Annotated in this window: 11 protein-coding genes; 6 read left to right on the forward strand and 5 right to left on the reverse strand. The window is 53.3% G+C overall.

Annotation, left to right across the window (positions count from 1 at the left end):
• The first annotated feature begins 86 nt into the window (after nucleotides 1-86).
• The 6 genes from DSM110093_RS18870 (at nucleotide 87) to DSM110093_RS18895 (ending at nucleotide 14,938) form a co-directional block, all read left to right on the forward strand.
• Complete coding sequence (locus DSM110093_RS18870; RefSeq protein WP_243267760.1) at nucleotides 87-7,775, forward strand: type I polyketide synthase; 7,689 nt, start codon at nucleotides 87-89, stop codon at nucleotides 7,773-7,775.
• Between the two features lie 57 nt (nucleotides 7,776-7,832).
• Nucleotides 7,833-10,133: an MMPL family transporter gene (locus DSM110093_RS18875; RefSeq protein WP_243267761.1), complete on the forward strand. Its 2,301-nt coding sequence runs from the start codon at nucleotides 7,833-7,835 to the stop codon at nucleotides 10,131-10,133.
• Nucleotides 10,130-10,921 (forward strand): outer membrane lipoprotein-sorting protein, encoded by a 792-nt coding sequence (locus DSM110093_RS18880; RefSeq protein WP_243267762.1) that lies wholly within the window; start codon nucleotides 10,130-10,132, stop codon nucleotides 10,919-10,921. The genes DSM110093_RS18875 and DSM110093_RS18880 overlap by 4 nt, the downstream gene beginning before the upstream one ends.
• 120 nt (nucleotides 10,922-11,041) lie before the next feature.
• On the forward strand, nucleotides 11,042-12,025 hold the full coding sequence (gene galE, locus DSM110093_RS18885; protein WP_243267763.1) for a UDP-glucose 4-epimerase GalE: 984 nt from the start codon (nucleotides 11,042-11,044) through the stop codon (nucleotides 12,023-12,025).
• Nucleotides 12,026-12,408: 383 nt separating this feature from the next.
• Nucleotides 12,409-13,773: a hypothetical protein gene (locus DSM110093_RS18890; protein ID WP_243267764.1), complete on the forward strand. Its 1,365-nt coding sequence runs from the start codon at nucleotides 12,409-12,411 to the stop codon at nucleotides 13,771-13,773.
• Between the two features lie 550 nt (nucleotides 13,774-14,323).
• Nucleotides 14,324-14,938 (forward strand): response regulator transcription factor, encoded by a 615-nt coding sequence (locus DSM110093_RS18895; RefSeq protein WP_243267765.1) that lies wholly within the window; start codon nucleotides 14,324-14,326, stop codon nucleotides 14,936-14,938.
• Between the two features lie 111 nt (nucleotides 14,939-15,049).
• Here DSM110093_RS18895 and DSM110093_RS18900 read toward each other — a convergent pair whose 3' ends face one another.
• The 5 genes from DSM110093_RS18900 to DSM110093_RS18920 all read right to left on the reverse strand — a co-directional run bounded on the left by DSM110093_RS18900 (nucleotide 15,050) and on the right by DSM110093_RS18920 (nucleotide 20,627).
• Entirely contained in the window at nucleotides 15,050-16,423 is a 1,374-nt protein-coding gene (locus tag DSM110093_RS18900; RefSeq protein ID WP_243267766.1) for a HAMP domain-containing sensor histidine kinase, read from the reverse strand.
• The gene (locus DSM110093_RS18905) at nucleotides 16,420-16,893 is read right to left on the reverse strand and encodes a hypothetical protein (RefSeq protein WP_243267767.1); all 474 of its coding nucleotides are present in this window, start codon (nucleotides 16,891-16,893) and stop codon (nucleotides 16,420-16,422) included. Before DSM110093_RS18905 ends, DSM110093_RS18900 begins: the two co-directional genes overlap by 4 nt.
• Nucleotides 16,894-17,025: 132 nt before the next feature.
• Nucleotides 17,026-17,289 carry a type II toxin-antitoxin system ParD family antitoxin gene (locus DSM110093_RS18910; RefSeq protein WP_243267768.1) on the reverse strand — a complete coding sequence of 88 codons (264 nt, stop codon included), beginning with the start codon at nucleotides 17,287-17,289 and terminating at the stop codon, nucleotides 17,026-17,028.
• Nucleotides 17,290-17,311: 22 nt separating this feature from the next.
• The gene (locus tag DSM110093_RS18915) at nucleotides 17,312-18,697 is read right to left on the reverse strand and encodes a glycosyltransferase family 1 protein (protein WP_243267769.1); all 1,386 of its coding nucleotides are present in this window, start codon (nucleotides 18,695-18,697) and stop codon (nucleotides 17,312-17,314) included.
• A gap of 112 nt (nucleotides 18,698-18,809) precedes the next feature.
• Complete coding sequence (locus DSM110093_RS18920) at nucleotides 18,810-20,627, reverse strand: ABC transporter ATP-binding protein (protein WP_243267770.1); 1,818 nt, start codon at nucleotides 20,625-20,627, stop codon at nucleotides 18,810-18,812.
• Nucleotides 20,628-20,649 lie beyond the last annotated feature (22 nt).

Raw genomic sequence — 20,649 nt, forward strand, 5'->3', positions numbered from 1 at the left:
GCCTAGCGGCCGTAGAACAAGTTCGAGGGGCGCAATATTCTCTGAGCGCCTCAGATCCGAACAGGGACAGAAGGTAGATGAGATCTATGCCATTCGCAGCAAACGATAGTACCAAACCTCATAATTCCACCAAGATCGCAATCGTCGGCATGGCGTTTCGGTTTCCCGGCGCAGAAGACAATCCAGACAGCTTATGGCAGATGCTTTGTGAGCAAGGCACCGGGATTGTTGAGATCCCCAACGAGCGTTTTTCAACCGAAAAGTTCTATGATTCCAACCCCGAAACTCTAGGGAAATCCTATACGAAATGGGCCGGAATCCTGCCGCAGATTGATCAATTTGACCCTAAGTTCTTTGGCCTTGCACCTCGAGAAGCCGCCAGCATGGACCCCCAGCAACGGCTCGTTTTGCAAGCCGTCTATGGGGCACTTGAGAACGCGCACATTAAGATGGATGACGTGGTAAGTCAGCGTACCGGCGTCTTTGTTGGGGTCTCCCAATCTGACTACAAAACCATTCGCGAGATGAACACGGCGGATGAGGAAAAATATGCAGGCACTGGCTATGCAATGTCCATCGTCGCCAACAGGGTGTCTCACCGTCTCAATCTGACGGGTCCCAGCGTATCGGTCGATACGGCCTGTTCATCTTCTTTGGTCGCCTTGGATGAGGGGGTGCGTCATCTGCAGGCGGGCAGTTGCGACATGGCATTCGTCAGCGGCGTGAACGTAATCGCTCACCCTGGGGCTTTCGTCGCTTTCTCAAAAGCTGGCATGCTATCGCCCACAGGACAGTTGTCGGCTTTTGATAAGACGGCAAATGGATATGTGCGAGGTGAGGGGGTAGGGGCATTGCTCCTGAAACCTTTGGATGCGGCTATGCGCGATGGCAACCGTATCCATGCGGTGATCGAAGCCACAGCGGTCAATCAAGATGGCCAGACGGGTACAATGACGGCTCCCAGCCCGGAGGCCCAGATAGATGTTATCGAACAGCTGTTCGCAAAGTCAGGACGTGTCCCATCTGAGGTTGGCTATGCTGAAGCACATGGGACCGGTACGCCGATCGGTGATCCCATTGAAGCAGGGTCCATCGGCCAAGCTATTGGACGACGCATTCCAGACCGCAAATTGTATATTGGCTCAATCAAGCCCAATGTGGGTCACCTTGAATCAGCGGCGGGTATGGCCGGTATCATCAAGGCAGTTCTCTCCCTACAAAAAGGAGAGATCCCGCCCAATCGCCGGTTTGACGATCCCAATCCGGCGATCCCGCTGGATGCACTTAATCTAGAAGTTCCTCGGAACATCACCCCGTTCCCAGCGGTTGGAGGGGAGCGGCGTGCGATCGTAAATTCCTTTGGCTTTGGTGGCACCAATGCCTCTACCCTTATCGCTTCGGCGCCAAGCACGGCGGTAAAGGTTCAAAAAGACACGGCCGCTGCTTTAGTGTCGACTGCTTCACCAACAGATGAGCCTGTTTTGATCCCTTTGACCGCCGCCTCCCCCAAGGCGCTTTCGGGGGCCGCGCGCAATCTTTTGAAGGCCCGCAAAAATGGTCCTTTGGCAGAAGTTTCCCTAAGCCGCTTGGCGGCAAGCTTAGCAGATGGTCCGGCAATGTATTCCTACCGGGCGGTTATCTTATGCAAAACCGAACAGGATCTGCTCTCAGGCCTTGAGGCGCTTAGTGCGGAAGATCTGCCCGATATGTTACCCGAACATGTTCACATAGGGCAGGTCAAACATGCGCCGAAGCTGGTGTTTACCTATTCAGGGCAGGGCAACCAATCATGGGATATGGTGCGTGATTTGATGGCTCATGCGCCTATTTTCAGGGCGGCCATTGAGGATTTTGACGCGGCCTACGCCGCTGTGAGTGGATGGTCAGTGCTGGCAGAAATGGCCAAAGATAAAGAGACCAGTAATATTGATAAGACATGGGTGACCCAGCCCGCTCTTGTTGCTGTGCAGTATGGGTTGTCTGCCTTATGGCGCCACTGGGGTGTTACGCCGAACATAGTCTTGGGCCATAGCGTCGGCGAAGTTGCTGCCACCATTGAGTGTGGGGCCACGTCACTCGAGGATGCGGTCCGTTACTTGTCCAAGCGCAGTACAATTTTGGATCATATAACAAGCATGGGCGCGATGGCTGCAGTGGGGCTGCCGCCAGAGGATGTCGAGGCGATGCTGCCTGACAACGGCCTGATTGATATTGCAGGACGCAATGGGCCGGGGGCTACGACCATAAGTGGTCAAAAGGCTGCGGTTGAGGATTTTGTCGCTCACTTCGAGGCCACTTATCCTGACACCTTCATCCGTTTGTTGAAAATTGATGGCGCTTGGCACTCCTACCAGCTGGAAGAAGCAGAGGACTGGTTGCGACACGAAGTCGGAGAGATCAGCTGGTCTCAGCCTAAAATTGACTTTTTGTCCACTGTGACAGGCAAATTAGAAACCCGCCTAGATTTGGATTATTGCTGGCAAAACCTGCGTCAATCCGTGCGCTACATGGATGCGATTGAGGCCGCAATTGAGATGGGCGCTACGACCTTTCTCGAAATAGGACCCCACACAACACTCAAACCTTTGACCGCGAGCACTGCCCTGGCCTGTGGGGCGGCTATCGATGTGGTTTCATCCATGAGCCATAAGTTTCCTGATCTGGATTATTTTGCAGCCTCGGCAGCTGAGCTTTTTGTACATGGTGTCGAGCTCGACTGGCGGGCCCTTTATGGTCCAGGCGATAGCAGCATTTCGCTTCCAAGCTATGCTTGGGATACTGACCGGTATTGGGCGGATTCCGAGGATTCAAGCTACCAACTCTTCACCTGCGCCGATCATCCTCTTCTGGGGCTACGTACCCGGGGACCAGCAGATGTTTGGGTTCAAGACATCAACATATCCTCCCCCTCTTTTCTTAAAGATCACCGCTATGTGGGAGAGGCATTGTTTCCAGCCGCCGGGTATGTGGATGTTATGCTGGCTGCAGGGCAGGTTTTGTTTCCCGACAAAGTGCTCGAGCTGGAAAACGTTGGCTTTCATAAGGCGCTATTTTTACCTCCTCAGGGGACGGTACAGCTGCAAACGGTCTTTGTATCCGACCGCGGTCGGATCGAAGTAAGCAGCCGGTTGCGAAACAGCAGCGAAGAATGGGTGTTGCGCGCCAGCGCGGTGTTGCGCCCAGTGGATGTGGCCCCACCTGGGAAACTGCAGAAGCTGCATCAAGAGGATGCAAAACTGCGCACCCCGGACATTTCTGCGTTCTACGAAGGGTTAGAGAATGCTGCTGCTGTCACATACGGTCCCGCCTTTGCTACGATTCAAAACCTTGTGGTAGACAGCGATCGCGGCGTTGGCGTGATTGCCGCGCATGAAAGTTGCCGGGCGACTTTAGATAAATATGTGGCCCATCCGGCGCTTTTAGATGGATGTATGCAGACCCTATCGGGGCAGCTTTGGGTCGATAGCGACGTGGCGGCCGAGCATCAGCTCGCGCTGCTACCTACCGGAATTGCACGGGTACGGTGCTATGGTCGTCTGCCTGCGGATGTCACCGCGAACATATCCATTGGGGAGGGCATCTCCTTTGAGCAAGGGCGCGGTAAAATAGATATTGCTGGGGCCGATGGCACTATTTTGTTGAGCGTTTCGGGCTTGAGAGCCAAAGAGATGCCCCAGGCCTCCGCGGTCCAGGAAGACGTGCAAACGCCGCCTGACTTTATTGTCGAGGAACTCGATTTGGTCGATCTGGATCTGAGTTTGAAAGAGACGCCTGGGCGCTGGCTCGTCTTGGGGGAGCAAACAGCGCAAACCGTAGGTCTTATCGAGGCGCTGCAAAAGCAAGGCGCAGATGTTACCCGCTTGGGTCATGATACGCTTGGCGAGGATATCACGGATGCTTTGGCCGATCTCCTCATGCCTGCTGCCAGCAAAGATGATGCAACTCTTGCTATTGAGGGCGTTGTTTTTGCTTGGCCGCTGTCTGCACCGGATTTAGCCGAGGATTGCACACCGGCTGAGATCTATGATGCTGTGCGCGGACCGGTACAAACGCTTCTTGAGATGGGGGTTGCGCTGCATGACATACGGGGGCTTCACGCCTTACCGCGTATCATTATTGCGACCACAAACGTGCGCCCGACTGCTGAAAGCTGTTTGACACCCTCCAGTGTGGCGGGTGCTTCCGTGATGGCCACAATGCGCACCCTTTCAACAGAGCTACCCGAACTTAACTTCCGCCATATCGATGTATCCAAGGGGCACAGCGACATGGAAGCGCGGCTGGCGTCAGCCATTTTGTGCCCGATGGAAGAGACCGAGATCGCACTGCACGGAGACGCGATTTATGCTGCGCGGCTAAAAGTGCGAGCACGCGATGACCTCCCGCAGCGTCAGCTGACCATCGGAGCAGAAGATGCGCACAATTTTAAAGTCACCATGCCCCAGCCTGGGGTCATTGACCGGCTAGATCTTTTTGAATGCCCTCGCCACCCTCTGGGGGCGGATGAGGTCCGCATTAAGGTGCGGGCAGTTGGGTTAAATTTCAGAGACATCATGGCAGTGACGGCCTTGTTGCCAGAAGATGCGGAAGCAGAGCCTGCTTGGCAAAACCTGGGGTTAGAGTTTTCTGGAGATATTGTCGAAGTAGGCGAGAAGGTCACAGCTTTTGCCCTGGGAGACAGGGTTATGGGTATGGGGCGCAATTGCTTGCAGCGTTTTCTTGCGATCAGCGCGGAGGGGTTGATCCCGATGCATGATGCTTTGGATTATGATGCTGCAGTCACAATCCCTTCAGCTTTCGCGACGGCCCATTATGCCCTCAAAGAGGTGGGGCGGTTGTCTGAAGGTGACAAGGTTCTGATCCATGTGGCTACAGGTGGCGTCGGGTTGGCCGCGCTTCAGATTGCTCAAGCCGCAGGGGCAGAAGTGTTCGCAACCGCAGGCAATGACGACAAACGTGCCTTGCTACGCGAGCGAGGTGTCGCGCATGTGATGAACTCGCGCAGCCTCGATTACGCAGATGAAATCATGGCGCTTACCCAAGGCACAGGGGTGGATCTGATCCTGAACTCTCTACCGGGAAGCAATATTGATAAAGGGCTAGACATCCTCGCCCCTTACGGTCGGTTTTTAGAAATCGGCAAACGTGACGTCTATGCGGATCATGCGGTGGGTATGAAGGCCATGCGCCGCAATCAGTCCTTCAATATCATCGATCTCGCCGCCATGGGTACGGAGCGTCCCGAGCTTCTAGCAAGTCAGATGCATGCCGTCATGAGCGATATTCGCGAGGGCCGCTTGCTGCCACTGCCCACAACTAACTTCCCCCTTTCAAAGGTGCGTACCGCCTTTCGCTATATGTCTCAGGCGCAGCATGTGGGCAAAGTGGTGGTGACCTTTGATGAAGAGACGTTTGTCGTCCGCGAAGACCGCGACAAACCAATCACCTTTCGAAAAAATGCTAGCTATCTGATCACCGGCGGGACACGGGGTTTCACCTTGGCGATGGCTGACTGGATGAGCCGCCAGGGAGCGGGTCGGCTATTACTTGCATCTCGGTCAGGGCGGCTGGCAGAAGAAGACAAACCGCTTCTTGAAGCAATGCGCGCGCGTGGCACAGACGTGCGCGAGCAAGTGCTAGATACGACAGATGCCATCGCCGTTCATGATGCCGTACTGACGGCTGCTGGCGATCAAGACAAGCCCCTTGCGGGCATCTTACACGGTGCTGCGGTGATCAAGGACACTCTGATCACCATGATGACGCCAGAAGTTCTGGAGGCGGTTCTAGGGCCTAAAGTCATTGGCGCTTGGGCTTTGCATCAAGCAGAGCAAGCCCTCGATGAGCCTCTTGATTTCCTAATAAGCTTCTCTTCCATATCCCAAACTTTTGGGGCCATGGGGCAAAGCAACTATGTCGCGGCGAATGGCTTTCTGTCCGCTTTGGCGGACTATCGATCGGCGCGTGGTAACCAGGGCGGTACGATAGACTGGGGGGCTATTGCAGATACGGGCTTTGTGGCGCGCGACGAGCAGTTGGCAAGTTATCTTGAGACCTCGGGAATGGCTGGGCTTTACACGGCAGAGGCCGAGGTTGCGCTTGGCACTCTTTTGCGAACCGGGCTGGGGCGGATTTGCTATGGGCGTGGAGACTGGGAGAAAGCGGGTCGAACCAATATAGCGCTCTCACGTGCACCGCGGTTTGCCAGTATGATCAGTGGCAGAGGGCGGGATGATAGTGATCTGGCCAAACGCTTGTCTTCGCTCACGGGCGATGCGCTTGTCGCTGAGATCGCAGGTTTCGTGACAGCCACCTTGTCCGATCTGCTTAAGGTTAGCCTGAGCCCGGACGATCTGGATATGCCCATGAGCGAAGCGGGGTTGGACTCACTCTCCTCATTTGAGCTCAAAATGCGGTTGGAGACAGAACTCGGCGTCTCCATCATGGCGTCGCATTTCCTCAAAGCCCCCACGGTGGGAGAGCTCTCAAAGGTGTTGGCGCATGAGTTTGAAGCCCATCAAGCGCGCCTCGCAGACAATACAGAAGATGGAAAGGATGAAGGGCAGGGGGCATCTGCAGCCATTTACCAAAAACGTGCATTTACAGATGGGCAAGCCGGTATGATTGCTACAACGCTGGCGCGGTTCAGCTCAGCGTCAACACGCCGTGCGTTTGAACATCGCTTGGTGTTTGATGCACCTGAAGGCGTAGAAAGCGGGGATCTGCAAAAAGCAATTTATGCTACATTCATGCAATTCCCTTTGATGGGTTTGACATGCGATATCCCGCGGGGCTCTAAACCTAACTTTGCTCTGGGCGAAGCCCCTCAGCTGACCAGCGGACATTTGAAACCTGAAGAACTTCTGGATGTGGCGCGAGGCGAATTGCTGCGGTTTGGCCAGATCGCCAAAGAATCCGGACTGCAGGTACAGATTGCGATGCATGCCGCTTTGGGCGACGCGCAGGCATTAGAGTTTCTAAAAGACGCACTTTGGGCTGAGCTTTGTGCCGCGCCCACTGCGGTAATTCCTGGCAAGTTTGATGCCTCAGCCCATCTTAGCACGCTTGCTTATCATGCAGACACGCCCCAAGGGCTTCGTGATCGATCCTTTTGGAGCCATGTTTTACGCAAAGTACCGGGCCCAGTGGCCTTTAGTAACCGCGGGCGTGCTTTGGGGCCTGAAGCCATGGGTCGAGATCATGGAGCTGCACAGGTAAAGGACGGTCATCTAAAGAACACCTTGTCGGAGGCGGATATGTTGCTGGCCTACGCAGGTGCTCTGCAAAAGGCCAAAAACGGGGCGCAAGCCGTTGTGATCGCAAGAGATGTATCAGCTCGTCCGTCGGGCATGGCCGAAGGTTTTGGCCCCTTTACGGCCACTTTGCCGATCATCGTTCCAGTCAATGAACGCAATGAGTGGGAGGCCGCAGACTTCAAGCGCATTCTGTCTGCGAGCAATGATCACATCGCTTTTGATGTATTCAACGCAGCAGAGGAATTCGACGGGCGACTTCAGGCCTCAGGAGCACGTCTGAACCAGATCGGCTTCGCCTTGCAAAACCAATTGCCACCTTCACGCGACGGCGCCACATACAACGATGTACGGCTAGATGTGGCGGCCAACGAAAAGGGGACATCCTATCAATTTACCTTTGATAGCGCGGTGGTCACAGAGGTAGAGCAGCAAGCTATTATCGCTGCGTTTGAAGCACAACTGGAAGGCATGCTGGTTTCTCCGAACCGTGCGCCGGTAGATGCCGTGGTTGCAAGCTAGCAAGCATGAAAATACCTATAAAAATGCCCTCTGCAGCTATGAAGACGGCCGGCACTCATGCGTGTTAAGCACAAGGCGCATGAGGGTCGCTTAAGCACGCGTCGGATCGCACATTATATCGTCACCCATGATGTGATGTTTTTCATGCTGGGAGCTGTGATCTTACTGATCGCCAGCCTCGGCCTGCTACGCTTAAGCTTTTCCAGTGATAACCGTGATTTTTTTGGTGCAAGCAACCCAGATATAAACGCTGTTCTCCAACTCGAGGATACCTATTCAAAATCTGACACGCTGATTTTCGCCGTCGTGGGCGAGGAAGATATATGCACACCGCAAGGTTTGACGCGGCTGAGAGCCTTCACCGAAGAAGCTTGGTTGCTACCTGATGTGTTGCGGGTGGATTCTGTAGCCAATTTTAACCACAGCTATGCAGATGGCGATGATATCATCATCGAGCCATTGCTCTCCGAAGATACCGATTTGGGCCCGGAAGATGCGCAACGAGTCAAAGACATCGCATTGACGTCGACTGAGTTGGTGCATCGCTTGGTCGCGCCTGATTGCAATGCTTTTGGCATCTTTATTGACCTTGTCCCCTCTGAGAATGCGTCAATCGACCGATTGGACATGGCAGAACGTGCGCGCGCGCTAAAAGCCGACTGGCAGGCACGCGCCCCTGACTTGAATATACATGTCAGTGGCGGGGTCATTGGGGGTGTCTCCATCAATGAGGCGGCGCAACGGGATATGCGCCAACTGGTGCCCCTGTCCTTTGCGGTGGTGACGCTTTTGATGTTGCTGGGATTAGGCACGATCAGCGGATGGCTGGCAACAACCCTTGTGACCTTAGGCGGCACGCTCGCGACCTTAGGCTTTGCTGGTTGGATGGGCATCGCGCTTATCCCTGCTACGGCAACCAGCCCATTGGCCGTCATGGTGTTGATTACGGCGTCTTGTGTGCATGTGGTCTTGGGATGGGCGCGCCGCATGGCACAAAATCAAGATCGCTTGCGAGCGACTTATGAGGCGGTGGAAGAAAACCTCACCGCAGTGTCAGTCACCAATATTACGACCGCCATCGGGTTCTTATGTTTGAACTTCTCTGAATCGCCTCCCCTGGCCCAAATGGGAACTATCGTGGCCTTTGGCATTGTTGTTGGCTGGCTGCTCACAGGAATGTTCTTACCGTTGATTTTGCGGCGGGCCCCGGCTTTGTGTTTCAAACCAGTACATATTCCTGGGCATCAATTGGAAAAGCTTGCGTCTTTTGCCCTGCACAAGCGTGGATTGGTGAGCCTATTTGGCCTCGCGACGGTGCTTGCTTTACTCGGCCTCTCCCAGATCCGGTTCAACGATAGCGCGCTTCGATACTTCGATGAGAGTTTTAGCTTCCGTACGGATAATGATGCCATTGAGGAGCATCTAACTGGTATGGAGAGCGTGCATTTTTCCTTTCAAGCGCCGGAAGGTCACAGTGTTTTCTCTCCAGAGTTTTTGAGCCGTGTCGACAATTTTACAAACTGGGTGCGCACGCAAGATAAAGTCCTTTTTGTAGGCACGGTAACAGACGTCTTGAAACGACTTAACCAAACCTTGGATGGGGGGGCGCAAGACAGCTATCAATTAGCTCCGACACAGCAGGGCAATGCCCAAGCTATGATGCTATACGAATTGTCGCTGCCCGTTGGGCAAGACATGAACCAGATGATGAATATTGACCGGAGTAAAACCCGTCTGACGGTGGTCCTACGCGGGGCGGATGGTCAAGATATTGCTCAATTTGCGCAGCGTTCTGAGGCTTGGTTGCGCGAGAATGAGCCCCAAATCGCGACTGATGCCGTAGGGGTCGGGGTCGCGTTCTCCAAGCTCACACAGCGCAACAATCAGGCAATGATCTATGGTATGCTAACAGTACTGGTGTTGGTCTCGGCCTTGATGACGTTGTCATTGCGAAATCTACGCTTGGGGCTGATCAGTCTTGTGCCAAATGTTGTGCCTGCCATTCTCGCTTTCGGCCTGTGGGGGTGGCTGATCGGCGATGTCAATCTGGGGTCTACTGTGGTGACAACCATGACCTTTGGCATTGTTGTGGATGATACGGTGCACATCATGATACATTACAACCGTCATCGTCGCCGTGGTTTGGACCGCGAAGCCGCCTTACGTCTGACGTTTCGGACCGTAGGTACGGCTCTCATGGTCACGTCTGTCGCAATCAGTAGCGGGTTCTTTATCATGACCCAGAGCGGTTTTTTGATCAACCAGCACCTTGGAGGCTTAACGACCATTGTTATTGTGCTGGCGCTCTTCACAGACCTAATCTTGTTACCTGCCGTTCTCGAAAGGACAAAGCTATGATATTCAAGAAATTGCTTATACCGCTTGTGATTATCTGCTCGAGCGCTGCTTCGGGATTTGCACAAGACGCGCAAAAAGGACAACAGATTGCACAGCGTGCAGAAGCTGCCGGAAACGGCTATGGTGACTTTGCTGTGCAAGGGGATATGACCTTGCGCACGGCAGGGGGCGCCACCAGTAAACGCCGCTTTGCAGCAAAGAACTTAGAGCTAAACGGCGGTCGTGCCACACGCTACATGATGGTGTTTGATTGGCCGGGTGATATCCGGGGAACAGCTTTGCTTACCCACTCATTCGACACCAAACAAGACAGCCAATGGCTGTACCTCCCTGCCGCAAGCCGGGTGAAGAAAATATCTGGGAGCGGACGTTCGGGCTCATTCGTCGGCAGTGAGTTTTCCTATGAAGATATGGTCGAGCAAGATGCATCCAGCTACCGGCATGTGTGGCTAAGGGATGAAGCCTGCCCCAATGGCGCGGGCACCTGCCATCTCTTGCAACGGACCCCCGTCTACAAATCAGGATACTCTCAGCAAGCAGTATGGATAGATACAAATGCTCTGCGATATCAGCTGATTCAGTACTACAATCGCCAAGGGCAGCTGAATAAAACGCTCACCATGAAAAATTATAAGAAATACAAAGGCCGTTTTTGGCGCCCGTCACAAATGACGATGGTCAACCACCTGACTGGGAAGAGTACAACGTTGAACTGGAAGAACTACCGGTTCAATATAGGGCTTCAACCCAATCAACTGACCCGGGAGGCTATGACCCGCGCGCAGTGAAACGGCTTTTTTAAATGCTTCTGCCTCCTGGGTGATATGTCCCGGGCAGCGCTCAAAGGTTTGTTTGCAAAGCATCACGCGAGTAGATACGGCGACGCAGCAGCGCAGTGGAAGGCTAATATGAATAAAGTGCTCGTAACCGGCGGCGCCGGATATATTGGCTCGCATGCGTGTAAGGCATTGAAAGCTGCGGGCTTCACACCTGTTACTTTTGATAATCTCGTAACCGGGTGGCGCGACGCGGTGAAATTCGGCCCGTTTGAGCAAGGTGATCTACTGGACCGAGTGCGACTGGATGAGGTGTTCGCCAAACATCAGCCGATTGCGGTGATGCATTTTGCAGCACTTAGCCAAGTGGGCGAGAGCATGAGCCAGCCCGGCCTCTACTGGCGCAATAACGTCGGCGGATCACTGACGTTGATTGAAGCAGCCGTAGCGGCGGGCTGTAAGCAGTTTGTTTTTTCCTCCACTTGTGCGACCTATGGCGATCAAGACAATGTCATCTTAGACGAAAACAGTGCCCAATACCCGATCAACGCCTATGGCGCATCGAAACGTGCGATTGAAGATATCCTACGTGATTTTGAAGCTGCGCATGAGCTGCAGCATGTGATCTTCCGCTATTTCAACGTGGCCGGGGCCGACCCAGAAAGCGAAGTGGGCGAGTTCCACCAGCCAGAGACACATTTAATCCCACTGATGCTCGATGCTATCGCCGGAAAACGTTCGGCGCTGACGATCTATGGTGATGACTATGCCACGCCCGACGGCACCTGCATTCGTGACTATGTGCATGTCTGCGATCTGGTTGACGCACATGTCTTGGGCCTGAAATGGCTCCAATCCGACAAAGGCAGCCGGGTGTTCAATCTTGGTACCGGCAGCGGTTTTTCGGTGCGCGAGGTCCTAGATCACAGTCGTGCAGTAACCAATCAAACGGTCCCCCATCACATTGGCGCGCGCCGCCCGGGCGATTGCACCAAGCTGGTGTCAGGCTCTTTCCGCGCGGTCGAGGAACTGGGTTGGCAGCCCAAGCGCTCAACGCTGGAACAGATGATTTCCGACGCTTGGCGGTGGCATCAAACCGGCCACTACAGCGGGTGACCGTAGCCGCCCTCGAGCATGTCTGCGCGAAGGTCGGGAGAAACAGTGTGCAACAGAGTGCCTTCAAGCCCGCGGTTTTGATCTGGTCACGGTCTTCGAACAACATCTGGCCCGCGGCATGTATGAGGCTGCAAACGAGGCCGGATACATGTCAGCACCCAGTGACGCGCCCAAATAAGGCCTGGAGATACCTCTTGTGCCAAGGGCGGATATACAACATGCCCCCCTTCAGGTCGGCCCCAACAAGCCAATAAGCATCGCTTTTGCGTGTTCCTAAACACACAAGCTCAATAATTGCGACCTAGGCACCCTCCAATTTGTTTTCAAATTGAATAGAACCGTTCATCAAGTGTGAGACCGGGCATTCTTGGATGGGCACTTCGATGCGCAGAATACTTAAACCCTGGAAAGTTGGGATCTGCGGCCTTGGCGTTGCGCTGGCTAGCTCTGCAACTGCGCAAAACATTACGTTTGAAGGGGAGGCGGGCCTGATCGCTCGTAGCTTCCTGCATGACGGAAAATTGCCCGAACAAAGTACGCAGGGGACTCACACAATTGCCAGCCTCCGGCTTGCTGCGTCCGGAGATCTCTCTTTCGGGCGATGGGTGACCGAGCTGAACGGCAGTAACGATCTGCGCCTTGGCACCCAGTCATTTGATGTAACTAAAGCCTATGTCGAAGGGCGCGCGGGCAGGCTTCGGTACCTGATTGGCAGCGATGTCGTACACTGGGGCGTGACTGAAGCAGCAAACCCGGTCAACATTATCAATCAGTACGGCTCGTTTTTCGAGACAGACGAAGAGCAGCGGTTAGGCCAACCGATGGCCGTCTTATCTTTTGACACGCAAACCTATGGGTCATTTAGCTTCTTCGCACTCGCGGGCTTTCGAGAGCAGGACTATGCGACCGCCTCTGAGCGGCTGCGCTTTAACGCGGTTCCTGACGATAATCGCACCATGTTTGAAGACAAAGATGACCTAGATATCGCCCTGCGTCACACCCATACGTTCAGTTTTGCGGAAGGGTCATTGGACTATGGTCTTTCGTTTTTCTCAGGTACGGACCGGCAACCAGTCTATTTACCTGGCTGCTCATTTCGCTCCTCCACTGTTTCTGAAGCAACCTGCACGGCGATCAATGCAGATATTCGCGGCGCATATGAAAATTTAGGGCAGGGGAGTGACGACCCTTTGGCGCAGCAGGTCTTTGACGCGGCCAATCCTGCTACGCAAGGTTTTTTAGCTTCCGGTGATAGTGTCGGTTCAATTGCTTATTATCAAAACATTCACCAAGTCGGGCTTGAGCTGGCTTATACTACTGGTGACTGGCAGCTGAAGTTTGAAGGCGCGCAGAAATTCACCGATCGGGAGGATTACTTTTCCGGAGTGGTCGGCGCAGAATACAGCTTTGGAGATGCATTTCGGACAGGAGGCGACCTACGCGCGGCCGCCGAGTATATCTACGATGGGCGGTCCAGCCGGCAACCCCAGACGTTCTTAGACAACGATTTGTTCGCTACAATACGGTATGATTTTAATGACTTCAGGGATACAACGATTGCTATGAGCGGGCTCTATGATGTCCATACAGATAGCAACGTCCTAAACGTAAACCTGTCGTTCCGTTTGTCCGATAGCGCCCGCATGGAGCTCTCTTCGACCTTTGTCGATGCCGATGACCCAGAAGATCCATTGACGTCTCTGGATGGGGATGACTTCTTTGAGCTGGGCGTTAAGTACTTTTTCTAATACCAGCCTCTAAAAACTTCTGCGGTATTGCTTAGTGTTTTCGCTCAGGCGGCGCGGCTTTGGCCTCCCAATTTTTTATATAATACTCGCGTGCCTCGTCGATAAGGCCGTATAACTCGACGTATTTTATCAGCGCTTTTTCCAAGAGCTCTATCCGTTCCTCTTCACTCATAATTCGTAACTCTCTGGTTTCCAGTAGTCCATATATCCCTAACAGTTGCGGGCCGCCTTTGGTAAGCTACTTAAGCGCGCCAGGTGTATTTTATCCTAGGCACTCAGTCTCTTTGCGCTCAAAGCCACTTTAACTTTGCGTTATAATGTAATGTAATTTAACGGTTTATAGGAAAATGCGCTCCCTTCAATTCAATCGCGGTGCGTTGGGGCGCCAAGTCGCAAAGACAAACATGGCTGAGAATTTCGGGCGCACCGATAGTACCGATTTCTATCCGAGTGGGGCAGCCCTGCCGACCCCTTCTACGCACAACAAAAGCCGAATTTCACCGTGCATGCCCTGCAATACCAGTTTAGAGATTGAGCATAGGAGAGCCAAATGCGTATTTTAATTGCGGATGACCACAACTTGCTGATGGACACACTTATAATGTTCTTCCAAACGCAGAGCGATATTGAGGTAACCGTCGCCTCAGACCTGCCATCCGCCTGCAAAATGATTGTAAATGACTTGCCCTATGATTTGATTTTGCTGGATTTGAATATGCCGGGCATGAACGGTTTGGAAGGCTTAAAGCATGCACTATCGCTTGAGGGAGGGCAACGAGTAGCCCTGCTTTCTGGTGAAGCGACCCGAGAAATCGTGGAAGAAGCTTTGGAAGCTGGGGCCGCAGGGTACATCCCCAAAACCTTGCCTGCAAAATCCATGATTAATGCTGTCAAGTTCATGGCGATGGGCGAACAATATGCCCCGTTCGACTTCATAAACGCATTAGAAGATACCCCCGTTCACCCGTTGATCGAAAAACTCTCGCCCCGTGAACTGCAGATGCTGAAAGGCCTGACTGAAGGTAAGACTAATAAAGAAATCGGGCGAGACCTTCATATTACCGAGCCGACGGTTAAGCTGCACATGAAGACGCTCTATCGCAAAATTGGGGCTGCGAACCGCACGCAGGCGGCACTTATCGCACGAGAGATAGAGCTTTTCTAACAATCCTATCGACTAAGGCTAAGGCGAAACGATGGAGAGCGGGGCAGGTGGATTTCTGAGATGAGATCGCCATACTATCGCGCCGAGACTGGCCGAGCCATTAAACCCACTTCATGGTTCGGATAAGAGCTCAAGCTCCATCCAAAACACTGACCCCTCTCCCTCCACAGAGCTGAAGCCGACATTTCCACCAAGCAGGTCCATTAGTTGCTTTGTGATGTTCAATCCAAGACCACTGCTCTTGTTTGCGCCCGTTGTACCGGGATTGATCTGGTGGAAGGCGCTGAAGATATCATTCTGTCTCTCTATAGGTATGCCAATCCCATGGTCAGCCACTTCAATCCGGGCTTTGTGCCCAATCCGCTGCAGGCGGACGGTGACCACATCCCCTGAAGATGTAAATTTTGCGGCATTGGAGAGGAAGTTGCTCAAGACCTGAGAGACACGCGCACTGTCGGTAAGAGCCAAGGTTTTTCCTGGTGCCGTAGACACTTCGTAGCTGACCCCGAGGGTCTCGGCATAGGTTCGGCAACTTTCCGCGGCAGCCTCGACCACTTCAGTAAGGTCGGTGGGCTCTTGTTTGACTGAGACTTTCCCTTCGCTCAGAGCTTGGGCATCTAAAATGTCATTAACAAGGGTGAGAAGTCGGTCTCCATTGCGACTGGCAACATCTAAAAGTTTAAGAGCGGTTTTGTCTTCCAGTGTGGCGCCAACCTTGGCTTTCAATAGCGCCAGCCCACCAAGCAGCGACGTAAGCGGGGTGCGTAGCTCATGGCTAACAACGCTCATGAAGTTCATTTTTAGGCGCGACGCGGAAGTTGCTTCTTCCGCGAGAGCGCGCATCTCTCTTTCCCTTTTCCCGGCGAGTCGGAGGTCAATCAGAAGCAACATTATGAAAATGAAGAAGAGCACTAGGATCGTTGCGCCAAGATACGCAATGGCCTGCGACAGGGAAAGCAGACCCGTTCTGAATTCTGTTAGTGAACTGGTTTTTGCCTGTGCGAGCGAAAGCAGAAAATCCCTGAGGGAGCTGTCGAAGCCATCGAGTGCGTTCAAAATGTCCTCCACCATTTGTCTGCGCTTCACCTCACTCATATCTTGAGTGGCAAACTCTGTGATCTGAGGCTCCAGAACTTCAAATCTGTCTTGCAGGGCGGAAAGGACACTTTGGTCGATGTTGAAGGCTGTAATAAGCTCTGCCAGCTTGCCCTCTTGAAGGATGGTGATCCGGCTCCAAGCGATGTCAAAGCGCAACGCGATGTCGGCCGCAGGTTTGGAACCGAGCGCCACTTCGCTGAGTTCCTTCTCAAGCCGAAGCATCTCAAACTGCAATTGCGAACCGATCCATAGAGGATCGCTTTGTTCTGCTGTTTGGATATTCTCGACCCGCTCGCTAAGCTTAAAGATCACGCCTATCCCGAAGAATACGGCCCCTACGAACAATACGAGGAGTGCCGTTCGGATGATTCTGTTTTTTTTCTTCACTCGACAGAGATTTCTTTAAGCTGCCAAACTAACCGATTATTGTAAGCATCGTCCCGAAGTTCAGGGTGTTCGTCCATTGGGTAAATGACCCAAATTGGTCCCTTGTTGCGCACCGTCATACCTTCGCCATCGCGTAGCACCGCCAGTATGACATCGTAGTCAAAGGCATCTGCAGCTGGCACAGTCGAGTTGAAATCGTTAAGTGCGATCATGTTCAGATCAGCATGGCGGTCGATTTCAAAGGTTTCCAAAATGGCGCGGAGAAGCGGCCCTTGAAACGCTGCGGGGTGATCGACGTAGTCGTTTTTTGTGACCACGGTCGTCTGAGGCATCTCTAGCAGCTCTTCCAAGGTGAAGGATGCTGATTGCTCTGGAGTTGTGATCGTCAAAATGGCCTGCGCGAAACCAAAGCTCGGCAGAGTAAGCAAAAATGCCGCAAAGGCTGATCCCGATATTTTCTGCATTCGCATTGCCAACCTCTTTCTGTGCTTTTACTCAGGAAAACTTACCACAGTTTTGGGCGATTTTACGGCGCGCGTGAGAGGTTCCAATGTCGATGCGGCCTGTCTGCGCGGCGGGCAAGACAACTAGCTTTGCCACGATCAGGACTTGTCGGTGTAACGCGCGCGCAGCTCGGCAAATACCTGACCGGCTGGAATACCTAGCCCGCTGTCCAGCCCGGCCTTGATGGCACTCCGCAGAGCCTCAAGATCGCGCAGCTCGGCATCACGGCTGCGGGTCCAGTCGCGTAGCGCCTCACGGACAATCTCACTGGTTGAAGCATACTCGCCACCGGCCACGGTTTGGCGCAGCGTCTCGGCCATGTCGGATGGCAGCGTGATGGTCATTCGTTCAGCTGAAGGCATGGCATATCCTTTCGAGGTTAGGTCACCGGAGTGCCTGCATGAATTCTTCAGCGACATCATCCCATGTCCGAAGCTTTGCCCGCGCGATATGCTGCTCGAGAGCTTTGCGACGTGTCGCATCGACAATCAGTGCCTTACAGGCTGTCGCAATGCTCTCCACATTCAGAGGGTCGCAATACTCTACCAGGTCTCCGCCCACTTCTGGCATCGAGGTAGACTTTGCCACGACCGCAGTTTTTCCCATAGAGAGGCTCTCCCCGATAGGGAGTCCCCACCCCTCATAGAGGCTGACCATAGCGGTGAAAAGGCAGCCATTATAAAGGGCTGCGAGTTCTATATCAGATGGCCGGTTAACAATCTCGATCATGCCATCAAGGCTTTTCGTTCGCCTTATGAAGTCGGTGAAGTCTGGGCTCTGCCAGTTCTGTTTTCCTGCAAAGATCAGCCTTGGTGTGGTGATGGTTTCATCTGCGCACAGATGTTGCCAAGCTATGGCCAGCCGCAGTAGGTTTTTACGGTCCTCTAAGGTGCCAACAACCAATACAAATGGGTGATCGAGTATTTGGCGGGCCTGATCGCTGAGGGCACCTCCTTCGGCCTTCTCGGGTCGATGGAACTGCTGAGCCAACGGCACCACTTTCACCGGCTTCGGTGTGCCTTGCTCTTCGAGATAACTTTGGAGGTCGCCGCGGGTATGGCAAGAGTTGGCCACGTAGTTTGTGCAATAATTGGTGGAACTTTTCAGCCAGCTGTCAAATTTGTGGGAGAAGCCCCCATGCATGTATTCCTGAGCGAGAATAGGGATGAGATCGTGTACAAAGATGGTGACATCAACCTGCTTATCATTCTTCAGGCGCTCTAGCTCTTTTGCCAGCTTGCTTAAGCCGAACACAGCACCCAAGACAACAACTTGGTCGCCAGGCCGTGCCAAATCGTCCACCAGTTGCCCCTTCGGCTGTGGTGGGAGCGGAGTTACCGTATGATTGCGTCTGCCTGCATGATAGCTCTTCCATTCCGCAATGGAGCTTCCCTTTTTAGAGAAATGTGCTTCGTCGCCAATCGCGGCTTTGAAATGTCGAACAAGTGAGTAAACCCAGTACTTTAATGGTCTCAAGCGATACCGCCCAAGCGTCGGGGCTGTTTGCTCCATAAGGCGCGCTTTAGACCCAAAGAACATATGACTAAGCCGATCAGTATCAAAATCGGGCATATCTGTAAGGTGGGAAGCTGGCAGTGCGATGTAATGGTTATCAGGCGTCCAAAATGAGATCATGATGTTCTCGGGGCCAGCTTGCTCCGCGATGCGCTTAATCAAAGCGAGGGACACCCGTTGGATCCCCGAAATTGAAGATTCCGTGCGTACATAACTTAGGATGTCAGATACGTCGAAGAAGTAAGTCGGGGCCACCGTTGTTCGCCTTTGTGATTTAGCTGCTAACTCTCGCATATGGTTTTCGGGCTCGGAGCTTCTGGAGGGTTTTGCGCGCTATAGCTAAATGCCTTTACCCAAGAAAACGACGTCAACCATAGCTATTGCGCTGAGCGGTAAACATAGCGGCGTAGAGCCCATCAAGCGCCATCAGTTCGCTATGAGAGCCCTTTTCTACGACGGTCCCTTCATCCAGCACATAGATCACATCGGCATGAGTAACGGTGGACAGCCTATGCGCGACGATGATGGTGGTCTTATCCACTGCCAATGTATCGATAGCGCCGCGGACTTTTTCTTCTGTGCGCTGATCAAGGGCCGAGGTGGCTTCATCGAGCAGCAAAATGGGCGCGGAGCGCAGGAAGGCGCGCGCGAGAGCAATACGTTGTTTTTGCCCCCCTGATAGCTGTGAGCCTTTCGGCCCCAAGGGGGCATCCCCTCGGCTTCGCATCAATGTGTCGATACCCACCAGTTCAGCGGCGCGCCAAATCTCTTCTTCGGTTGCTTCTGGTCGCACATAGCGAATATTTTCGTAGATCGAGTTGTTGAAAATAACGATGTCTTGAGCCACCACAGAGAACGACTGCCGCAGCTTATCAATGCGCAGTTGATCGACGCAATCCTCTCCGATCTTAACCGCACCTTTGCTGACGTCATAAAGACGTGCAATCAGGCTCAGTACAGTCGTTTTCCCCGATCCTGTGGCCCCAACGATTGCAGTGATCTTGCCACCTTCAAAGGTCATGTTCACCCCTTCGAAGAGAGGTTGGTCTTCTTTGTAAGAGAAAGAGACATCTTCCAAAACGATGTCGGCACGGGGATCGAAGGTTTCTTTCGCATCAGGCGCATTGGTGATCGTTGGCCGCTCGCGATAAAGCGCTTGCAGGCTGTCCAAGATGATCAAGCTTGCCTGCAGGCTCACAAAGAAACTGGTCATGCGGCGCGCGGGATCGAATATCAGCGCCATGCCGACCATGAAGGCGATAATGGATGCACCATCCATATCAAAGCCAGGGTTGAGCGCCATGTAGCCACCCACACCAATGATCAAAACGTAAATGATGGCCGCTAGAATATCGACCGAGGGGCTCATCAGAGCTTGTACTGCCTGCAGGCGAATTGTTAGGCGTCGGATTTCCGTCGTGGCCTTGTTAAGGCGCATCCGTTCCACGGGCTCTTGGTTGGAAATCTTAACCGTGCGCATGCCATTGCTCATCTCTTCAATGCCAGACATGTAGTCGCCCATGGCATTCTCAGCGCTTGCCTGCACTTCTTTGACGCCGTGTGAAATGTGGCGCACAAGAATGGTCACTGTGGGCATGACAAGGATGACTAGGAGAAACAGCAGAGGGTTTTTCCAAGTCAGATAACCCGAGACAATAACCACCGTGACGGCATCGCGCGCTGCATTGACTGTGGTTTGTCCGATAAAGCCACTAAGGTCCTGGGCCTGATTGACCAAGCGCAAGATGATCTCACCGGATTTAGTGCGCTCAAAATATGCCAAATCGAGGGTCATCATGTGGTCAATTAGATCACGGCGCACTTTGTAGACCGCATCACTTGCCAACCAAGTCGATAAGCGGGGCACGGTGTATGACATCAGCGCTCTTACCGAAAAGATACCCATAACCATGGCGCAGACACCGACCAAGCCTCCAATCGAGCCATTGTCAAAGATAACGCGCAAGCCATCCTCGGTCAGTCGAATGAATTGCTGATAGGCCACCCCTTGTATCAGGATCATCCCCATTACGAGGCCAAGCCAGGGCGTCTTCTGCTTGAAGTAGCCATGCCAGAACCACGAAATATTCTTCTTATCCTGATCGGTAAATAAGGGGCGTCGGCCATTCTTCCGGAACATTTTGGATAACCTGATCATGGGCATGAAAGTTGCGTTTTCTGACAAGTACGGGCTCTCTATAAGAGAG

Source organism: Sulfitobacter sp. DSM 110093, assembly GCF_022788715.1.
In the GTDB taxonomy this organism is placed as follows: Bacteria; Pseudomonadota; Alphaproteobacteria; order Rhodobacterales; family Rhodobacteraceae; genus Sulfitobacter.